Here is a 17,656-nt window from a genome sequence, read left to right on the forward strand (position 1 = left end):
CTCAGTGGAGCGGGACCGTGCAGGTGACCCGGGTGCCGTGCGTGGGCTCGGAGTCGATGACGAGCGACCCTCCGATCGCCTCGATCCGGTCCCGCATGTTGCGCAGCCCACGTCCATCGGCCTCGCCGGTGGTGAATCCGGCTCCGTCGTCGCGGATCTCGCAGGACAACCACGTTCGTGACTGCGTGAGCGTGATCCAGACGCCCGTGGCCCCGTGCGCGTGCTTGAGCGCGTTCTGCATCGCCTCGACGCAGCTGAAGTAGACGGCGCTCTCGATCTCGATCGGGTGGCGCGTGACGCCGTGCGCGCGCACGTGGATCGGCACGGGAGCGTGCGCGGCCAGCGATCGCAGCGCCTCGCTGATGCCTCGGTCGGTCAGCAGCGACGGGTAGACGCCGTGGGCGACGGCGCGAAGCTCGTCCAGCGCGGCCTCGGCCTCGCTCCCGAGCTCACGGATCGCTTGCACGCCCACAGCCGGGTCGGTCCGGAGCAGATCCTCGGCCACGCCGAGCCGGATCCGCAGTGCGATCAGCCGCTGTTGCGCGCCGTCGTGCAAGTCCCGCTCGATCCGGACCCGCTCGAGGTCGGCGGCTTCGGCGATCCGGCGGCGAGAGTCCTGCAGCTCGGTCGTGGCGGCGCCGAGCGCGGACGTCAGCCGCTCGCGGTGCAACGCGGCGACCAGCACGCGCAACACGCCGTCCAACAGCTCGCGGTCGTCGAGCAGCGCTCGATCGTGGATCAGCGTCAGCCCTTCGACGCTGTCCGCGGTCGTCGCCTGGTCGGGTGCGAGCGGCGGCAGCGTCTCGCCCACGAGCAGCTGAGCCGTCGGGTCGCGCATCGCCCGGGACGTCGCGTCGCGTACCGCGCGGCGGTCGGTGCTGGAGTGGAGCGCGATCTCCAGCCCGGAAAGCGCCTGTGCGAGCAACGTCCGCCGCCAGATGAGGCCGCCCAAGAAGCCGGCGCACACCAGGACGATGCAGAACGTCCACAGCGAGGAGAGCGCGATCACCGTGTCGGCCGCCACGCCGAGCTGGCGCGCGGTGATGTGCGCGTAGTGGCTCAGGGCGAGCAGCGTCGCCGCGACGAACGCCGGTCCCATGGCGCGCCGTTGGAGCGGTGATGCGGCACGCCAACGGCGGAACATCGACCACAGGAGCCCGAGCCACAGCGCTTCGACCAGCCACTCGCGCACGTAGATGACGTCGATCAGCCAGCCGGGCTGCGCATCGAGGAGGAACACCGCGTTCTCCGGGCATTCGGCGGTGCACGTTCCCCACAACGTCTTGGCTGGGAACGCCTGCACGAGCGGCGCCGTGCCCAGGAACAGCACCACGAGCAGCACGATCGTGAACGTGAGCAGGGCGCGGTCGAAGCGCCCGGCGATCCGGCCGTCCGGGAACGCCAGCAGCAGATAGACCACGCAGGGGAAGATCAGCCACGTCGACAACCGCCCGATCGTGAAGAGCACGCTCACCGAGGACTCCGTCAGGGCGGTCAGCGACCAGGCGTAGCCGATGCCGAGCAGGGCGAACCCGAAGGAGGCGTTGATCGGTGCTCGCAGCGCGTAGAGCCCGACGGCGATCGGCACGCCGACGATCAACAACTCGAGCAGGCCTCTCCCGAAGGCGGCATCGCCAGGAGCGCTGGCGGTGGCCATGGCCACCGCCGCTGCGCACAGCAGCGCGCCGGACACCGCCAACGGCACGGACGAGCCCCGCGAGGCCACGCCGGCGCGAGCTCGGAACACGCGTTGTTCGACTTCGCCGACGACCATCGCTGATCGGGCCATCGTCAGCTCGTAGGGGGTGAGCGGACTTCACCCCGCCCGGGTGAGGATCACCAGCTCAGCTGGATCTCCAGCTCGGTCTCGTCGTCCTCGACCTCGAGCTCGACCTTCACCTCGATCTGGTCGGGCACCTTCAGCGTGAAGCGCGTGCCGCCGCGCTCGAACTCGACGGCGTTGTGCCGGCTCAGCGCGTCGGCCAACGCGTGCAACCGCTTCGCCGCCTCCTCGCGCCGGAGCGTCTCCTTGCGCTCGATCTCAAGCAGTTCCATGGCGCGCACGCTACCCCCGGGAGCGCGCGCGGCCGTCACCCGGAACGGATGACGAGCGAGCCGCTGGCGCGCGCGTCGAGGAGCCTTTCCGGGAGCTTGCGCGCCCTCGCTTTGGGGTGTGGGCATCCTCGACGGCGGGTGAGACGTGCGGTGCAATCCGCGTGTGCGCGAATCGGTGCATGCATCCCGTCGCCGGCTGCGCCATCCCTGCCTCGCCACGCAGCTGGTCGTGCCGCGGCTCCCCGCGGGGATGGTCGACCGGCCGAGGCTGACCGCACGGCTGGAACGCGGACGAGCGGAACCGGTCACGCTGGTCTGCGCCCCCGCCGGCAGCGGCAAGACATCGCTGGTGGCGAGCACCGTGCCCGCGTGGCCCGAGCGCGTGGCGTGGGTCTCCTTGGAGCCATCCGACAACGCACCTGAGCGCTTCTGGAACATCGTGCTGGTCGCACTCGAGCGGGCCGGCGTGGCCCCGCCCGGGTCAGCGCTGGCGGAGCTCGCCGCCCCCTTGGACCGCTCGGAAGGGGTGTTCGCGCCGCTGCTGGTCAACGCGTTGGCCGAGCTGCCGGAACCGGTGGCGCTCGTGTTCGACGACCTCCAGTACATCCGCTCACGCCCGTGCCTCGCGCAGCTGTCCTCCCTGCTCGTGCATCTGCCCGGGGCGGTTCGCCTGGTGCTGATCGGGCGCTCCGAGCCGCCGCTGCCACTGCACCGCCTTCGCCTCAGTGGGCGGCTGGTGGAGATCCGCGGCCGCGACCTCGCGTTCACGGAGGACGAGGCGGCGGCGCTGCTTCAGGCGCATGGGCTCGACCTGGGTCCGAAGCTGATCCGCGCGCTGCGCCTGCGCACGGAAGGGTGGTCGGCGGGCCTGCGGTTGGCGGCGCTCGGCCTGCGAGGGCACGCGGACCCCGAGGCGTTCGTGACGCAGTTCGCCGGAGACGATCGAACGGTGGCGGACTACCTGCTGGCCGAGGTCCTCGACCAGCAGCCTCCGCCGGTGCGGTCGTTCCTGCTGCGCACCTGCCTGCTCGACACCGTCTGCGGCGAGCTGGCCGACGCGCTCACCGGCGCCGGCGACGGCGCTGACACGCTCGCCGCGCTCGAGCGGTCGAACGCCTTCATCACCCCGTGCGACGGTCGCGGCGAGTGGTACCGCTTCCACACGCTGTTCGCGCGTGTCCTGCGAACCCGCGCGCACGCCGTGCTCGGCGACGAGGTGCGCACCTTGCGACGACGCGCCGCCGACTGGTACGCCGCCCACGCGCGCCCCGCCGAGGCGCTCAAGCACGCGGTGCTCGCGGAGGCGTGGGAAGTGGCCGCCGCGATCGTGGCGACCAACTGGTTCGAGCTGTACACGAGTCCGTACGCTGCCGAGGTCATCGCGTCGATCGCGGCGGTACCGGAGCCGTGGCGCAGCCAGGATCCCGTGCTGGCCGGCGCACTGGCGTGCGCGGCCCTCGACCGCGGCGACGGCACCGATGCGCACCGCCACCTCGCCGATGCTGAACGTGCGGCCGCGTCACTTCCCGACGATCACCGCGAGCGCTACCGGGCGACGCTCGCGCTGGCTCGCCTCGCGACCGCCCGGATGGAAGGTCGCTACGAGACCGCGCTGGAAGCGGCTGACGAGCTGTTGGCCGAGCCGCCCGGCCGCGGACGCGAGCCGAGCCGGGAGCGGCGGGCGCTGGTACGGGCGAGGCTCGGTGAGACGGCGGCATGGGCGGAGCGCTTCGACCGCGCCGAGGAGCAGCTGTCACGCGCCATCGCCGAAGCCGACGGCTCCGGCCTCGACCAGCTCGCGATCTCCGCGAGAGGCGACCTGGCGTACGCGCGCGTGCTCGCCGGCGGCCCCGCGAGTGACCTGCGCTGCGCCGACGACGCGCTCGCGCTGGCCGCTCGCCGCGGCTGGGTCAACGCCAGCGCCACGGCGTCCGCGCACATCGCGCTGGCCGTCGCCGCCCTGGACGCGTGCCGAGACGAGCCATGCCGTGCCCACCTGGACAACGCGACCGTGGCGATCGCCGTCGCCCGGCGTCCGCATCTGGACTTCGCGCTCGCGCACACACGCGCACGGCTGGCGGGCACGCGCGGCCATCCGGTCGAAGGGCTCCGCGAGCTCGAGGACTGGGAAGCCCGTCACACCGGAGGCTCGACCCTCGTGTCAGAGCGCGTCGGCGCAAGCTGCCTGCGAGCCCGGCTGCACCTCCTCGCCGGACGGTTGGACGACGCCCGAGCGGCGATCGACCCCGTCCTTCACCACACCACGCCGATCGTGCAGGTCGCCGAAGCATGCCTGCAGCTGGCGGAAGGGCGCCCGGCACGGGCGCTCGAGACCTTCGGTGCACACCATCAGCACGACGTCCGCCCACTCCCGGTCATCGAGCGCGGGATCCTCGAGGCGGTCGCTCACCGGCAGCTCAACGATGCGGGAGCCGCCCGGGTGGCGCTGGACCAGGCGCTCACGCTCTCGGCCCGAACGGGGTGTTGCCGGCCGTTCGTCGACTTCGCCGGCGTTCACCTGGAGGGACTGCTCCGTGATCAGATCCGCGCGCCGACGCCCCACCACAAGCACGTCATCGGGCTGCTCGGCCTGCTCGCGGGCAACGGGCGCGACACCACGCCCGTCGCTCCCGTGCTCGAGCCCTTGAGCGACCGGGAGCAGGTGGTCCTGCGCTACCTCCCGACCAACCTGTCGAACCGCGAGATCGCCGGCGAGCTGTTCCTGACGACCAACACCGTCAAGACGCATCTGCGAAGCATCTACCGCAAGCTGAACGTCGGGCACCGCGGCGAGGCGGTCGCCCGCGCCCGCGAGCTGCATCTGATCGGCGGCAGCTCGCACCCCGGCCCCCGCGAGCGGTCGGACCGCGTCACCCCGATCGGATGACGACCTCCCGTCGCCCGCGCCTAGATTCCGGGCACCGCGAACACGGAGTGGGACGCACACGTGGAAGATCCCGGTTCTCAGCCGCCGCGCGAACCTGACCGCGACCTCGCCGGCTCGACGAGCGACGATGCCGCGAGCGCTGCATCCGCCACGCCCAGGAAGCGCCGAAGCGCATGGATCTGGGTCAGCGCCGCGCTGGCGCTGCTCGCCGCCGGTGCGGTCGCCTGGGCGCTCGTGCTCCGGTCCGACCTCGACAGCGCCGAGCAGGACAACCAGCAGCTGCAGACCCAGGTGGACCAGGCCGCCCAGGCCGGCGCCACCGCGGCCGACCAGGCCGCGGCGTTGTACAGCGATGTCGCCCAGCAGCTGGACGCCACGAGCGAGGCGCTGACCACCGCCGAGCAGGACGTCGCCGAGGCCAAGAAGGTCGGCCGGGCCGCCGCCGCGGCCGCCACCGCCGCCACTGCCGCCGCCGTGCGGGCACGCAAGGCGGCCGAGGAGGCGGACGCGGACCTCGCCGAGGCGAATGAGGAAGCCGAGCAGGCCACCGGCGAAGCCGACCGGGCCCAAGCCGAGGTCGACCAGGCGGAGGCGAAGACCGGCAAAGCCGAAGCGGAGGCCGACGAGGCCCACGCCGAGCGCGACAAGGCGGTGGCCGACGCGGAGGTCGCCAAGTCGCGTGCGGCGATCGCCGGCGAGTGCGCGAAGGCGTACGTGTCCGCGCTCGCCCTGCTGCTCGAGGGAGACCGTGCCAGAGACCAGGTGGCGGCTGTCCGCGATCGCTTCCGCGCGATCACGGCCGACTGCAAGACCGCGCTGAGCGGGAGCTGAACCGCCGCTGCTCGTCCGGCGTTCCGGCCGTTCGTGACGCTGTTGCGTTGCGGACCCTCAGGCGCTGAACCCCGTGGCGGCGGAGCGGGACTCCCAGCGCCGGATGTCGTCGAGCAGCGCGGCCACGTTCGCGCGGCTGCGGGTGAGCGCGTCGCTGCCGATCACGAGGTGCCGCGGCGGCTGCGGGTCGTTGACCGCGTCGATGATCAGCTGGGCGACCTTGCGGGGATCGCCCTGCTCGGCGCCGGAGCGGCCGGTCATCGTCGACACGACCGCGCCGACGGTGTCGGCGTACGCCGCCGGCTGGGCGGACGTGAGGCGGATCGAGGCGTCGGAGAAGAAGTCGGTGCGCAGGGAGCCGGGCTCGACGCTCGTCACGCCCACGCCGAAGGGGGCGAGCTCGGCGGCGAGGGCTTCCGTGAGCGCGCTGAGGCCCGCCTTGGCGGCGGCGTAGACGCCCGAGCCGCCGAGCGGCGCCAGGCCGGCGATCGAGGACACGTTGACGATGTGGCCCGCGCCGCGCCCGCGAAGGTGCGGCGCGGCGGCGGCGATCACGCGCCACGGGCCGAGCAGGTTCGTCTGGAGGATCGCGAGGGCCTCGGCCTCGGACGTCGCCTCGATCGGGCCGAGGAGGCCGAAGCCCGCGTTGTTGACGACGACGTCCAGGCCGCCGGTCAGCTCGACGGCGCGTGCGACGGCGGCGGGCGTCGCCTCCGGGTCGGTGACGTCGAGCGGCAGGAGCCGGAGACGTTCGTGGGCGAGGTCGGCGGTGCCGGTGCGGGTGGTGCCGACGACGGTCGCGCCGGCCGCGAGCAGGGTCCGGGCGAGCTCGCGGCCCAGGCCGCGGGAGATGCCGGTGATCATCCAGGTCGAGTGCATGCTCAGCACCGTCGCCGCACCCGTTCCGGCCGTGAAGATCCGAGCCGAGGGTATGAGTCGCAGGGACACCGTCGCCGGTGCGCGAGGATCTAGCCTCGATGGCGATGGGCCCCCTCGCCGAGTTCCTCCGCGCGCGCCGTGAGCAGGTCCTGCCGCTCGAGGTCGGGTTGGCGGACAGCGGGCGCCGGCGCGTGCCGGGCCTGCGGCGGGAGGAGGTGGCGCTGCTCGCGGGGATCAGCGTCGCGTACTACGTGCGGCTGGAGCAGGGGCACGACCGGCGTCCGTCCGGGTCCGTGGTGGAAGCGCTGGCGTCGGCGCTCGCACTCGACGAGGAGGGACGGCATCACCTGCACGCGCTCGTCGCCGCCACGGTCCCGGCGGCACCGCCGCGAGGATCGGCCGCCGAACGGGTCCGGCCGGAGCTGGCGCGGCTGCTCGACCGGCACATCGACGCCCCCGCGCTGATCCTCGGGGCGCGCCAGGACGTGCTGGTGGCGAACACGCTCGCGCGCACGTTGCTGCCCTCGTTCGCCGTCGACCGCAACGTGGTCCGGGACGCGTTCCTGGATCCCGCCACGCGCGAGGTCTACTCGGACCTGGCCGAGGTGCAGCGCACGTTCGTGGCGGCGTTGCGCGCCGCGGCGGCGGCGCATCCACACGACGAGCGCTTCGCGGCGCTCGTCGGCGAGCTGTCCCTGGCCAGCCCGGCGTTCCAGAAGCTGTGGGCGAAGCACGAGGCGAGACGCAAGCGCGACGGCCGCAAGCGCTTCGCGCATCCGGACGTCGGCGAGCTCGTGCTCGACCACGACGCCTTCGTGGTCGAGGCCGCGCCGCACCAGCGGCTGATCGTGTTCCACGCCGACCCGGCGACCCGGGACGGCGAACGGCTCGCGCTGCTACGCGCGCTCGCCGCGACGGCGCTCGGAGCGCGCGGCGCGTCTCGCGTCGGCTGACGGCGATTCCACGCGGCGCACCGGCGCGGACTGCTCGAGCAGCCACTGGTTGATGACGGCCTGGTCGGAGCGCCGGCGCACGCGGGCGGACGCGGTCGGGCGGGAGGAGCGGCGGGGAGTGGGGGAGGAAAGAGCGGTCAAGCGGGTCCTTTGCAGAGTGGAGGTAGAACTCCGTTTATCTGGAGGCTTGCCTCCACTCTATCGGAGGCTATCCTCCACTTCAAGCGATCAACCCAGAGATGTCCGCACCGCAACCCCCGATCCTCGACATCGCCGCCCGGCGTCCGCACCGTGCCGACGCGCGCCGCAACTTCGACGCCGTGCTGGCCGCCGCGCGCGACGCGTTCGCCGCGCACGGCACGGACGCGTCGCTGGAGGACATCGCCCGCAAGGCGAACGTCGGCATCGGGACGCTGTACCGCAACTTCCCGACCCGGCAGGACCTGCTCGAGGCCGTCTACGCCGGCGAGGTCGAGGAGCTCTGCCTGGCCGCGCGAGACATCGCCGAGCTCGAGCCGTGGGACGCGTTCACCGCCTGGCTGGACCGCTTCGCCCGCTACGTCCCGACCAAGCTCGCGCTGCTGCAGGCGCTCAACACGGACTCCGAGGTGTTCCGGGCCTGCAAGGGAGCGATGCTGGCGTCCGCGCTCCCGATCTTCGAGCGCGCCCAGCAGGCCGGCGAGCTCCGTGAGGACGTCAACCTCGACGACGTCCTGCGGATGATCTCCGGGATGGTCGCATCGACCTACGCCGACGACGCGCAGCGCGAGCGCGTGCTGAACATCGCGCTCGACGGCCTGCGCGCGCGGTAGCCCGAGCTCGTCCCATGCCGGTCACCATCGGTGCGGCCGGACGCCCGTGCATCGCACGATGAGCGACCGCTCAGCGGCGCCGCAGCGCCGGCGCGAGGACCTGCTCGCCGTAGCTGGTGTCGGCGGGGTTGAGGTTCACGCCGGGCTTGACGATCTCGTCGATGCGGTCGAGCACGGCGGCGGTGAGCGTCACGTCGGCCGCGGGCAGTTGGCTCTCGAGCTGCTCCATGGTGCGCGGCCCGATGATCGCTGAGGTCACGGCCGGGTGGGTGATCGCGAACGCGATCGCCAGCTCGATCATCGTCAGGCCGGCGTCGTCGGCCACCTGCTGGAGCGCTTGGACGGCTTCGAGCTTGCGCTGGTTCTCGGGCAGGGACATGTCGAAGCGCGCCGCGAGGCGTTGGCGGGCGGGCGAGGTCGGCGAGGAGTCGGCGCTCCAACTGCCGGAGAGCCAGCCCCCGCCGAGCGGGCTGTAGGTGAGGATGCCCATGCCGTGGCGCCGGGCGGTCGGGAGGACGTCGAGCTCGATGCTGCGGGTGAGCAGCGAGAAGGGCGGCTGCTCGGTGCGGTAGCGCTCGAGGTTGCGGTCACGCGCGGTGACCTGCGCCTCGACGATCTGCGAACCCGAGAACGAGGAGGACCCGATGTACCGCACCTTGCCCTGGCGGACGAGGTCGGTGAGCGCGCCGAGCGTCTCCTCGTAGTCGACGGCCGGGTCGGGGCGGTGGACCTGGTAGAGGTCGATGTGATCGGTCTGCAGGCGTCGGAGGGAGTCCTCGACCGCGGTCATGATCCAGCGTCGCGAGGGCCCGCGCCGGTTGACGTCGTCGCCCATCGGCATGAAGAACTTGGTGGCGAGGACGACGTCGTCGCGGCGGCCCTTTGTTGCCCCACGCGCCGAACATCATCGTGCCGAGGCAGAGGCTGGAGACCTGGACGCCGGTGCGTCCGAGCGGGCGGTGGTCCATCGTTCAGGCCTCCGGGATGTCGCGGCCGAACGTCTCGAGGGTCACGTCCTCGGGCGCCGGGCCGCCGCGCTTGCCGGTCTCGAGGCCGTCGAGGGCGGACAGCTGCTCAGCGGAGAGCTCGAAGTCGAAGACGTCGAGGTTCTCGGCGATCCGGGCCGGGTTGGTGGACTTCGGGATCACCGAGCGGCCGTGTTGCAGGCCCCAGCGGAGCATGACCTGCGCCGGGGACTTGCCGTGCGCGCTCGCGATCTCGGTGATCACCGGATCTTCGAGCGCGTTGGCGTGCCCGCTGTCGCGGTAGAACGTGATGCCGCCGATCGGGGACCACGCCTGCGCCAGGATGCCGTGCCGCTCGCCGAACGCCTGCACCTCGGCCTGCTGGAAGTACGGGTGCTGCTCGATCTGGTTGACGGCCGGGACGACCGACGCATGGTCGAGCAGCCGGGTGAGGTGGTCGACCATGAAGTTGCTGACGCCGATCGCACGGACCCTGCCGTCGGCCAGCAGCGTCTCCAACGCGCGGTAGGCGTCGAGCGTGCGGTCGAAGTCCGAGGGCAGCGCCTGATGCAGGATCAGGAGGTCGATCTGCTCGACGCCGAGCTTGCCGGCGCTCTTCTCGAACCCGTGCAGGGTCTCGTCGTAGCCGTAGTCGGAGATCCAGATCTTGGTCTCCAGGAACACCTCGGATCGGTCCAGCCCCGAGGCGCGGACGGCGTCGCCGACCTCGCGCTCGTTGAAGTACGCGGCCGCCGTGTCGATGTGGCGGTAGCCGGCGCGCAGCGCGGCTTCGACGGCTGCCGTCGTCTCCTCGGGCGGGCTCTGGAAGACGCCGAGGCCGAGGGCGGGCATGGTGACGCCGTTGTTCAGCTGCAGCGTCGGAGCAGTGGTCGTACGGGCCATCGCCGGACGGCTCCTTTCGGTCGCGGTTCCGTCCACGTCGACCACACTAGGTCCGGCGAGCGGGAACGGGGGTGCCCTGTCACTACCCCTCTCGCCGGGCCTGCCGCGAGGGGACCGGGGTCCGCCGGCGGACGGTCACTTCGACGATGCGGCGTGCCAGGTGGCGCTCACGCGACTGCCCGCCACGGCCACGCCGGTGACGACCGCGAGCAGCAGCGCGGCGAGGGCGAGCGCGGCCTCGTTGCTGACTTCGAGCACCAGCAGCGCGCCGACGGCCGCGCCGGCGAACATCGCGAGCACCGCGAGCAGGCGACGGGCGATCGCGAAGCGGTCGTGCTGCCGCCAGTCGGCGGCGATGCCGGTCAGGGTCATCGTCAGCACGGTGGTCGTGAGGTCGAAGACCTTCAGGTCCCGCACCGCGGCGTTCTGCGCGCCCATGGCCAACGCCAGCAACGCGGCGATCGCCACCTTCTCGCCCGTGCCGAGGCTCGCGCCCGCCAGCGCGACCACGAGCAGCGCGACGACGACGAGCCCGAGCTCGGCCGCGGTGACGACGGCGAGCAACCGTCCTCGGTGGGTCCGGAGGCGCTCGACCGCGGCACCGCCCAGCGCGGCGCCGCAGAGGAAGCCGGCCAGCGCGGACAGCGACGCCGAGAGCGCGAACCCACTGGCACCGGCCACGGCGAAGCCGACGAACACGACGTTGCCGGTCATGTTGGCGACGAAGACCCGCCCCAGGCTGAGGATGCTGACGGCGTCGACCACGCCGGTGAGCACGGTCAACACGAGCATCAGGGCGGGGAGCGGTCCGTGGGCGGGGTCGGCGATCAGGCGCGCGAGGCCGGCGCCGCTGCGAGGCTCGGGCACGCCGTCAGGCTACGGGTCAGCGGCGACGGAGGGAGAGGTCGCTCCACGATTGGAAAGATGTGAGGCGTCAATGCGCGAAGCTCTCAAGGCAGCCGTGCCGCTCGTCGGTCGCGACCCGGAACGGCGGATGCTCGCGTCGCTGCTCGCCGCGGTGGACACGCGGGGCGACGCGCTGGTCCTCCGGGGCGAGCCGGGGATCGGGAAGTCGCGCGTGCTGGCGGAGGCGGTGCGGACGGCTCAGGAGCGCGAGCTGCGTGTGCTGACGACGGTCGGCGTGCAGTCCGAGACGCACCTGCCCTACGCCGGACTGCACCAGCTGCTGCGTCTGGTGCGCCGGCGCGTCACGACCTTGCCCGCGCTCCACCAGGCCGTGCTGGACGCGGCGTTCGGGCTCAGGGACGACGTCGAGCCGGAGCCGTTTCGCGTCGCGATGGCGACGCTCGACCTGCTTTCGGAGGTGGCCGAGGAGCGGCCCCTGCTGGTGGTCGTCGACGATGCGCAGTGGCTCGACCGGCCGACCGTGGACGTGCTCGCGTCCTGGCGCGGCGGATCGAGGCCGACCCGATCCTCCTGCTCGTCGCGATCCGCGACGGGTACGGCGCGGTGCTCGGCGACGTCGGGCTGCCCGAGCATCGCCTCGACCGGCTCGACGACGCCGCGGCCGCCGAGCTGCTCGACCGGTCGGCGCCGTCGCTCGACGCGGCGGTGCGGACGCAGGTGCTGCGCGAGGCGGCCGGCAACCCGCTCGCGGTGCTGGAGCTTCCGGCGGCACGGCGCGGGGTCGGCGGGGATGCCGCCACCCCGGACACGGTGCCGCTGACCGACCGCCTGGAGCGCGCCTTCGCCGGGCGCGTGGCGGAGCTGCCGGAGCCGACGCGCCTGCTGCTGCTGGTGGGCGCGTCGACGGAGGACGCCGCACTCGGGCCGATCCTGCACGCCGCGGGCGTGCTGTCGCGGAACGGGATGGGGCTCGACGCGATCGCTTCCGCGGTCGACGCGGGGATCGTCACCGTCGAGCACGCGCGCACGCTGGAGTTCCGGCATCCGCTCGTGCGCTCGGCCATCCTGCGGAGCGCGAGCCTGGCCGACCGTCAGCGGGCACATCAGGCGCTCGCCGACGTGCTGGCCGACGACCCGGATCGACGGGCCTGGCACCACGCGGCACTGCTGACGGGCGAGCACGAGGACGTCGCGGTCGAGCTCGAACAGGCGGCGGAGCGCGCTCGCCACCGGGGCGCGCTGGCCGTCGCGGTCGCGGCGCTCGACCGCGCGGCCGAGCTCGGCCGGCCGAGCGGACGCGCGCGGCGTCTGCTGACGGCGGCGACGCTGGCCGTGGAGCTCGGGCGCTGGGACCTGGTCCGCGAGGCCCTGGCCGAGGTCGAGCGGTGGCCGCTGAGCGAGTGGGAGCGGGCACGGGTGATCTACGTCGAGGAGATGGGGTTCTTCCATCCGTCCGGCGGCGACGGTCGTGACGCGGAGATCCTCGAGGCGGCGGAGTCCGCGCGGGGCGCCGGGGACACCGGCTTGTGGCTGCAGCTCCTGTGGCTGCTCGTCTCGCGCACGTGGTGGTTCGGCGCAGAGCCCGGTCAGGCGACCCGGCAGCGCATCGCCGCCTCGGTGCGCGAGCTCGGCGGGGCCGAGGCCGAGGACCCGCTGGTGTTCGCGATCTTCGCGTTCGCGGACCCGTTGGGGCACGCGGAGCTCGTCTTCGAACGCCTGCGACGACTGGGAGACGGACGCAAGCTTCAGCCTGATGCCGCCCAGTACTTCGGCCTGTCCGCGCTCGTCGTCGGTGCGTTCGACGTCGGCAGCGACCTGCTGGCCGTGGCGGCCGACGGGCTGCGCCGCGACGGACGGCCCGGGCGGCTGTGCCGCCCGCTGGTCAGCCGGGCGCAGATGGCCGCGCGGCTGGGTGAGTGCGACAACGCGCTCACGGCCGCCGAAGAGGGCCGGCGCATCGTGGAGGAGATGCGCGAGCCGGTGTGGGCGCTCGCGGCGGCCAACGCGTCGATGGCGCTCGTCGCCGCGATGCGCGACCGGGAGCGCACGACGGACGAGCTCGCGGCCCGCGCCGACGTCGCCGCGGAGGCGACCGGAGCGCGACACGCCGTGGCCTACGCGCAGAGCGGCAGAGCGTTGGCCGCGCTCGCCGCCGGACGGTTCGCCGACGCCTACCGCTACGCCGACTCGCTGTTCGACCCCGGCGATCCCGCCCATCACCCGGTGATGTCGATGTGGGTGATCGCGGACCTGGCCGAGGCGGCGCGGCACGTGGACGAGCTTCCCGCCGCGCGGCGACGCCTGGCCGAGGTCGAGGCGCGGGCCGGCGACCTCCCGGGGACCTGGGTCGCCCTGGCGCTCACGCACGCCCGGGCGCTCCTCAGCGAGCCCGAAGCGGCCGGGGCGCACTTCGAGCGAGCGCTCGCGGACGACCTGCGGCGCTGGCCGTTCCAGCGGGCGCGGGTGCAGCTCGCCTACGGCCGGTGGCTGCGACGGCAGCGGCGGGTCGCCGAGTCCCGACCGCTCCTGCGGGCCGCGCGGGACACCTTCGACGCGCTCGGCTGCGCGCCGTGGGGCGACCAGGCACGCGAGGAGCTGCGCGCGTCGGGCGAGCGGAGCCGCCTCCGGGTCCCCGCGGCACGCGATCAGCTCACCGCCCAGGAGCTGCAGATCGCGCAGCTCGCATCCGAAGGGCTTTCCAACCGCGAGATCGGTCAGCGGCTGTACCTCTCGCACCGCACGGTCAGCACGCACCTGTACCGGATCTTCCCCAAGCTGGGCATCCGCTCCCGGGGCGAGCTGAGCGCGGCACTGGCGCCGGCCGCGGAGCCGCGTACGTCATCGGCGGCCGGAGGTGCCGTCAGCTGACGTATGCGAGGCCGCGCCCGCCGCGCCAGATTCAGGAGCTTCCACACCGCCGACACCCCGTCGGCCCTGCGAAAGGCATCAATGTCGCTCCTCCCCGTGTCCCGCGTCTCCGGGACCGTCGTCGCCGTCACCGCCGCGCTGGCGACGCTGTTCGCCGTGTCCTCCGCGCAGGCCGCCCCGGCCAAGCCCAAGCCGACCGTCGTGCTGGTGCACGGCGCGTGGGCTGACGGCTCGAGCTGGGCGGGCGTCACCCGGACGCTCCAGGACGACGGCTACACCGTCGTCGCACCGCCCAACCCGTTGCGCGGCCTGCAGGCCGACGCCGCCTCCCTCTCCGCCTACCTGAAGACGGTGAAGGGGCCGATCGTGCTCGCGGGGCATTCGTACGGCGGAGCGGTCATCACCGAGGCGGCGACCGGGAACGCGAACGTCAAGGCGCTCGTGTACGTCGACGCCTTCATCCCGGACACGGGCGACAGCGTCCTGTCGCTGCTGACGCCGAAGGGCCAGCCCGGTCCCGACCCGAGCACGTTGTTCGACTCCGTCCCGTTCCCGGGCGCGCCCGAGGGGGTCAGCGACTGGTACTTCAAGCCCGCGGCGTTCCCGAGCGCGCTCGCCAACGACCTGCCGAAGCGTCAGGCGGCGGTGCTGGCCGCGACGCAGCGGCCGATCGCCGCGAACGCGTTCGTGGAGAAGACCGGCACGCCCGCCTGGCGGACGATCCCGTCCTGGTCGTTGATCGGCACGGAGGACCACATCCTCCCCGCGGCGCTGCAGACGTTCATGGCCACCCGCGCGAAGGCGCACATCATCAGGGTCAAGGCGTCGCACCTGTCGCTGATCTCGCAGCCGGCCGCCGTGGCCAAGGTGATCCGCGCGGCGGCTCACGCCAAGCGCTGACGGCGAGCGGCGGCGGCCGCGGGCCGAAGACGTCGACGGCATCTGCCCCACCTGCTCGGTCGCTGCCCAAGGAGGCAGCGTCCCGAGTCAGGGGTGCACTCGCTCAGGCCGTGCGCGGCGAGAGCGCGAGCAGCGCGTTGAGGATCTGGGCGAGCTGCGCGAGCGGGGTGTTCGCGACCGGCGTGCCGCCCGTCGCCGGGTTCAGCAGGCCGGTGATCCCGCACAGCAGGTTGCCGAGCAGGTTGCCGGGGCCCTGGACGGCGTCGACGCGGAGCTGGATCTGGTTCGTGCGCACCACGAGGCCGAGGACGTTCAGGTTGATCGGCCCGAGGTCGAGCGACAGGATCGAGCAGGCGTTGCCGGCCGGCAGCGGCGGCAGCGGCAGCGGCGGGACCTGGCTCGCCTGCGCGCCGGAGGCGGGGGCGGCGGCGTTGTTGGCGAGCGTCGCGGGCACGCGCACGTTCTCCTTGCTGATGCGCTTGTTGCGGACCTTGCCCTTGAGCGTGCCCACCGAGTAGAGCTTGCCGCCGCTCTGCACGAAGCGGTCGATCGTGTAGGTGCCGGTGAACTGCTTGCCCTTGAACGCCTTGCCGCCCTTGGTGACGGTTCCGGACATGGGCAGGACCTGCGTAAGACGGGGAGCGTCCTGCGCGCTCGCGATGCCGGCGCCGCCGACGAGCATGAGGGCGCACGAGAGCATGACCGCCGAAGCGGCCAATCTGACCTTGGACAAAGGGGCCTCCTAAGAGATGTGGCTGACGCCAGGGAGGTCCCCGCAACGCCGCCCCGGCAAAAAGCGCGCTGCGTCAGCGGGACAGGAACGAGACGCCACCGTCATGAGGGCTTGACGGTCCGCGAGCCGGCGCGGTGAGCCCGGTTCGACGGCCCACGGGCGATTGCGACGTGTCCCTGCCGCCGGCCACGCCCGCACGGTCGCTCACGGCGGGCGTCACATGGCATTGACGGCCGCTCAGCCCTGGCTGTGCAGGGTGATCTGGTAGCCGTCGGGATCGGCGAAGGTGAACGTGCGGCCGAACGGCCCGTCGAACGGCTCGGTCACGATCGTGGCCCCGTCCTCGGCGAGTGCGTCGTGGATCTCCTGCGCGTCCGGGGCGTGAAGCCACACCGCGATGCCGGCGCCCAGCGCCTCGACGGCGTCGAGGTCGACGCCGGGCAGCGCGTCACGGACGGCGAAGGCGATCGGCTGGGTGGCGAAGACGACGGCGTGCGGCGGGCCCGCGGGGTTGCGGGTCAGCCCGAGGTACCGCTCGTAGAACGCGGCGGAGCGGTCGAGGTCACGGACCTGGAGGGAGATGAAGTCGGGCCCGGTGGCGGGCATCAGGAGCTCCTCTGGAAGCGGGTCAACGCCGTCCAGTCTACGTCAAGAACTTGACAAATGTCAAGAACTTGACGAGAGGGCGATGCGGCATCGCTCCAAGTCGCCGAGAAGCCGCTGCCGCTCGGTGGCCTCCAACCCGGACAGCATCTGCTCCTCCACGCCGGCGACCGCCGCGGACGCGGCCTTGACGGCCCGTCGTCCTTCAGCGGTCAGCGAGTAGCGCTGGATGCGGCCCTGGCCGCCGGCGCTGACGAGGCCGGCGTCCTGGAGGCCACCGAGCAGCTGGTGCATCGCCTGGCGCGTCACGAACACGCCGCGGGCGAGGTCTGCGTTGGAGATCTCCGGCCGCGCGTCGAGGATCTCGAGGCACGAGTACTGCGGCACGCTCAGCCCGAGCGGGCGCAGCGAGGCTTCCATCGCGGTCCTCAGCGCCGTGGCGGTCTGCTTGAGCGCGTAGCCGATCGAGGTGTCGAGGTCGACGCGCGTCACGTCAAGAGCTTGACACAGCGAGCGCCGGCGGGGTCACGTGGTCGACGCCCACAGCTCGGCGGCCAGCGCGAGCCCGAGCGCGACGATCAGCAGCCGCAGCGCCCACGCCGGCACACGGCGCGCGACCCGGGGTCCGAGGTTGCTGCCGACGAGCATCCCCGCCGCGAGCGGTGCCACGTGCGACCAGGTGACCGGCGTCGACAGCGCGAGGACGACGGCCGAGCTGACCGAGGCGGCGCCGATCAGCATGTTCTTGAGGGCGTTGGCCGTGGGCAAGGAGCCGTCGACGAGCACCAGCATCAACGTCAGCGTCATCACGCCCGCGCCCGCTCCGAAGTAGCCGTTGTAGACCGAGACGACGGTCAGCACGGTGAGCAGGGTCCACGGCGCCTGGCGTGCTCCGCGGCGTTCGCGCCAGGCCGTGAGCCGCGGCTCGACCAGCAGCACCAGCGTGGCGCCGAGCACGAGCCACGGGGCGATGCGCGCGAACAGGCCCGGCGGGGTCGAGAACAGCAGCCCGGCGCCGAGCGCGCCGCTGGCCGCGGCGACCACGCACCACCGGCACAGCCAGCGCACGCGACCGCGCAGCTCCTCACCGGAGGCGAGCGCCGAGCCGGGCCAGCAGGCCACGAGGGCGACGTTGTTGGTCACGGCCGCATCGAGCGCCGGGACGCCCACCGCCAGCAGCGCCGGGAAGGAGACCAGCGAGGTGATCCCGCCTGCGCTTCCGACGAGCCCGGCGGCCACGCCGGCCGCGATCAGGATCGCTACTTGGGACGCTGAGGACATGAGGGCTCCTTCGATCGCCCGCGATGCGGGCAGGGGTGAACGAAGCCCTCGGGGTTTTTGTCCCGTGAGGTGTGGAGCCGGCGCTGCCGGCCCTGGCGCCGCTCGGTCCAGCCCGCCGG

The 17,656-nt window shown here is 72.9% G+C and carries 15 protein-coding genes and 2 pseudogenes; 7 read left to right on the forward strand and 10 right to left on the reverse strand.

Translation table 11 applies throughout. The annotated features are described in order from the left end of the window. Window position 1: 1 nt before the first annotated feature. Both C8N24_RS14385 and C8N24_RS14390 read right to left on the reverse strand, forming a co-directional pair. On the reverse strand, window positions 2-1,789 hold the full coding sequence (locus C8N24_RS14385; RefSeq protein ID WP_121250813.1) for a sensor histidine kinase: 1,788 nt from the start codon (window positions 1,787-1,789) through the stop codon (window positions 2-4). A 47-nt stretch (window positions 1,790-1,836) separates the two neighbouring features. Next, window positions 1,837-2,055, reverse strand: a complete 219-nt coding sequence (locus tag C8N24_RS14390) for an amphi-Trp domain-containing protein (protein ID WP_121253205.1) — start codon at window positions 2,053-2,055, stop codon at window positions 1,837-1,839. Between the two features lie 175 nt (window positions 2,056-2,230). Between C8N24_RS14390 and C8N24_RS14395 the strand changes: the two genes are divergently transcribed. Together C8N24_RS14395 and C8N24_RS14400 are read left to right on the forward strand one after the other, a co-directional pair. Further along, a complete protein-coding gene (locus C8N24_RS14395) occupies window positions 2,231-4,942 on the forward strand; it encodes a winged helix-turn-helix domain-containing protein (RefSeq protein WP_147447800.1) in 2,712 nt (903 codons plus the stop codon). A gap of 60 nt (window positions 4,943-5,002) precedes the next feature. Further along, window positions 5,003-5,773 carry a hypothetical protein gene (locus tag C8N24_RS14400; protein ID WP_121250817.1) on the forward strand — a complete coding sequence of 257 codons (771 nt, stop codon included), beginning with the start codon at window positions 5,003-5,005 and terminating at the stop codon, window positions 5,771-5,773. Between the two features lie 57 nt (window positions 5,774-5,830). On the opposite strand, the gene C8N24_RS14405 is transcribed toward C8N24_RS14400, so the two are convergent. Then, entirely contained in the window at window positions 5,831-6,652 is an 822-nt protein-coding gene (locus C8N24_RS14405) for an SDR family NAD(P)-dependent oxidoreductase (protein WP_147447801.1), read from the reverse strand. A gap of 98 nt (window positions 6,653-6,750) precedes the next feature. On the opposite strand from C8N24_RS14405, the gene C8N24_RS14410 reads away from it, so the two are divergent. Then, window positions 6,751-7,605: a helix-turn-helix domain-containing protein gene (locus C8N24_RS14410; protein WP_121250821.1), complete on the forward strand. Its 855-nt coding sequence runs from the start codon at window positions 6,751-6,753 to the stop codon at window positions 7,603-7,605. A gap of 239 nt (window positions 7,606-7,844) precedes the next feature. Further along, window positions 7,845-8,417, forward strand: coding sequence for a TetR/AcrR family transcriptional regulator (locus C8N24_RS14415; RefSeq protein ID WP_121250823.1), 573 nt, complete (start codon window positions 7,845-7,847; stop codon window positions 8,415-8,417). 70 nt (window positions 8,418-8,487) lie between these two features. On the opposite strand, the pseudogene C8N24_RS14420 reads toward C8N24_RS14415, so the two are convergent. The 3 genes and pseudogenes from C8N24_RS14420 to C8N24_RS14430 form a co-directional block, all read right to left on the reverse strand. Continuing rightward, a pseudogene (locus C8N24_RS14420) lies at window positions 8,488-9,385 on the reverse strand (aldo/keto reductase). A 3-nt stretch (window positions 9,386-9,388) separates the two neighbouring features. Beyond that, the gene (locus C8N24_RS14425; RefSeq protein WP_121250825.1) at window positions 9,389-10,285 is read right to left on the reverse strand and encodes an aldo/keto reductase; all 897 of its coding nucleotides are present in this window, start codon (window positions 10,283-10,285) and stop codon (window positions 9,389-9,391) included. Between the two features lie 135 nt (window positions 10,286-10,420). Next, window positions 10,421-11,152, reverse strand: a complete 732-nt coding sequence (locus C8N24_RS14430; protein ID WP_211339963.1) for a DUF1275 family protein — start codon at window positions 11,150-11,152, stop codon at window positions 10,421-10,423. A gap of 127 nt (window positions 11,153-11,279) precedes the next feature. Between C8N24_RS14430 and C8N24_RS35715 the strand changes: the two are divergent. The 3 genes and pseudogenes from C8N24_RS35715 to C8N24_RS14445 all read left to right on the forward strand — a co-directional run. Continuing rightward, window positions 11,280-11,627: pseudogene (locus C8N24_RS35715) on the forward strand (AAA family ATPase); the annotation flags it as partial. A gap of 26 nt (window positions 11,628-11,653) precedes the next feature. Then, window positions 11,654-14,020 carry a helix-turn-helix transcriptional regulator gene (locus tag C8N24_RS14440; RefSeq protein WP_245971859.1) on the forward strand — a complete coding sequence of 789 codons (2,367 nt, stop codon included), beginning with the start codon at window positions 11,654-11,656 and terminating at the stop codon, window positions 14,018-14,020. Between the two features lie 81 nt (window positions 14,021-14,101). Further along, a complete protein-coding gene (locus C8N24_RS14445) occupies window positions 14,102-14,920 on the forward strand; it encodes an alpha/beta fold hydrolase (RefSeq protein WP_121250833.1) in 819 nt (272 codons plus the stop codon). 103 nt (window positions 14,921-15,023) lie between these two features. On the opposite strand, the gene C8N24_RS14450 is transcribed toward C8N24_RS14445, so the two are convergent. The 4 genes from C8N24_RS14450 to C8N24_RS14465 all read right to left on the reverse strand — a co-directional run bounded on the left by C8N24_RS14450 (window position 15,024) and on the right by C8N24_RS14465 (window position 17,537). Beyond that, the gene (locus C8N24_RS14450) at window positions 15,024-15,653 is read right to left on the reverse strand and encodes a hypothetical protein (protein WP_147447802.1); all 630 of its coding nucleotides are present in this window, start codon (window positions 15,651-15,653) and stop codon (window positions 15,024-15,026) included. Window positions 15,654-15,890: 237 nt separating this feature from the next. Next, on the reverse strand, window positions 15,891-16,259 hold the full coding sequence (locus C8N24_RS14455) for a VOC family protein (RefSeq protein WP_121250837.1): 369 nt from the start codon (window positions 16,257-16,259) through the stop codon (window positions 15,891-15,893). A 60-nt stretch (window positions 16,260-16,319) separates the two neighbouring features. Continuing rightward, complete coding sequence (locus C8N24_RS14460) at window positions 16,320-16,748, reverse strand: MarR family winged helix-turn-helix transcriptional regulator (protein WP_211339964.1); 429 nt, start codon at window positions 16,746-16,748, stop codon at window positions 16,320-16,322. Between the two features lie 33 nt (window positions 16,749-16,781). Then, the gene (locus C8N24_RS14465) at window positions 16,782-17,537 is read right to left on the reverse strand and encodes a sulfite exporter TauE/SafE family protein (RefSeq protein ID WP_121250839.1); all 756 of its coding nucleotides are present in this window, start codon (window positions 17,535-17,537) and stop codon (window positions 16,782-16,784) included. Window positions 17,538-17,656: the final 119 nt, after the last annotated feature.

The sequence above is a fragment of the Solirubrobacter pauli genome (assembly GCF_003633755.1).
Taxonomy (GTDB): domain Bacteria; phylum Actinomycetota; class Thermoleophilia; order Solirubrobacterales; family Solirubrobacteraceae; genus Solirubrobacter; species Solirubrobacter pauli.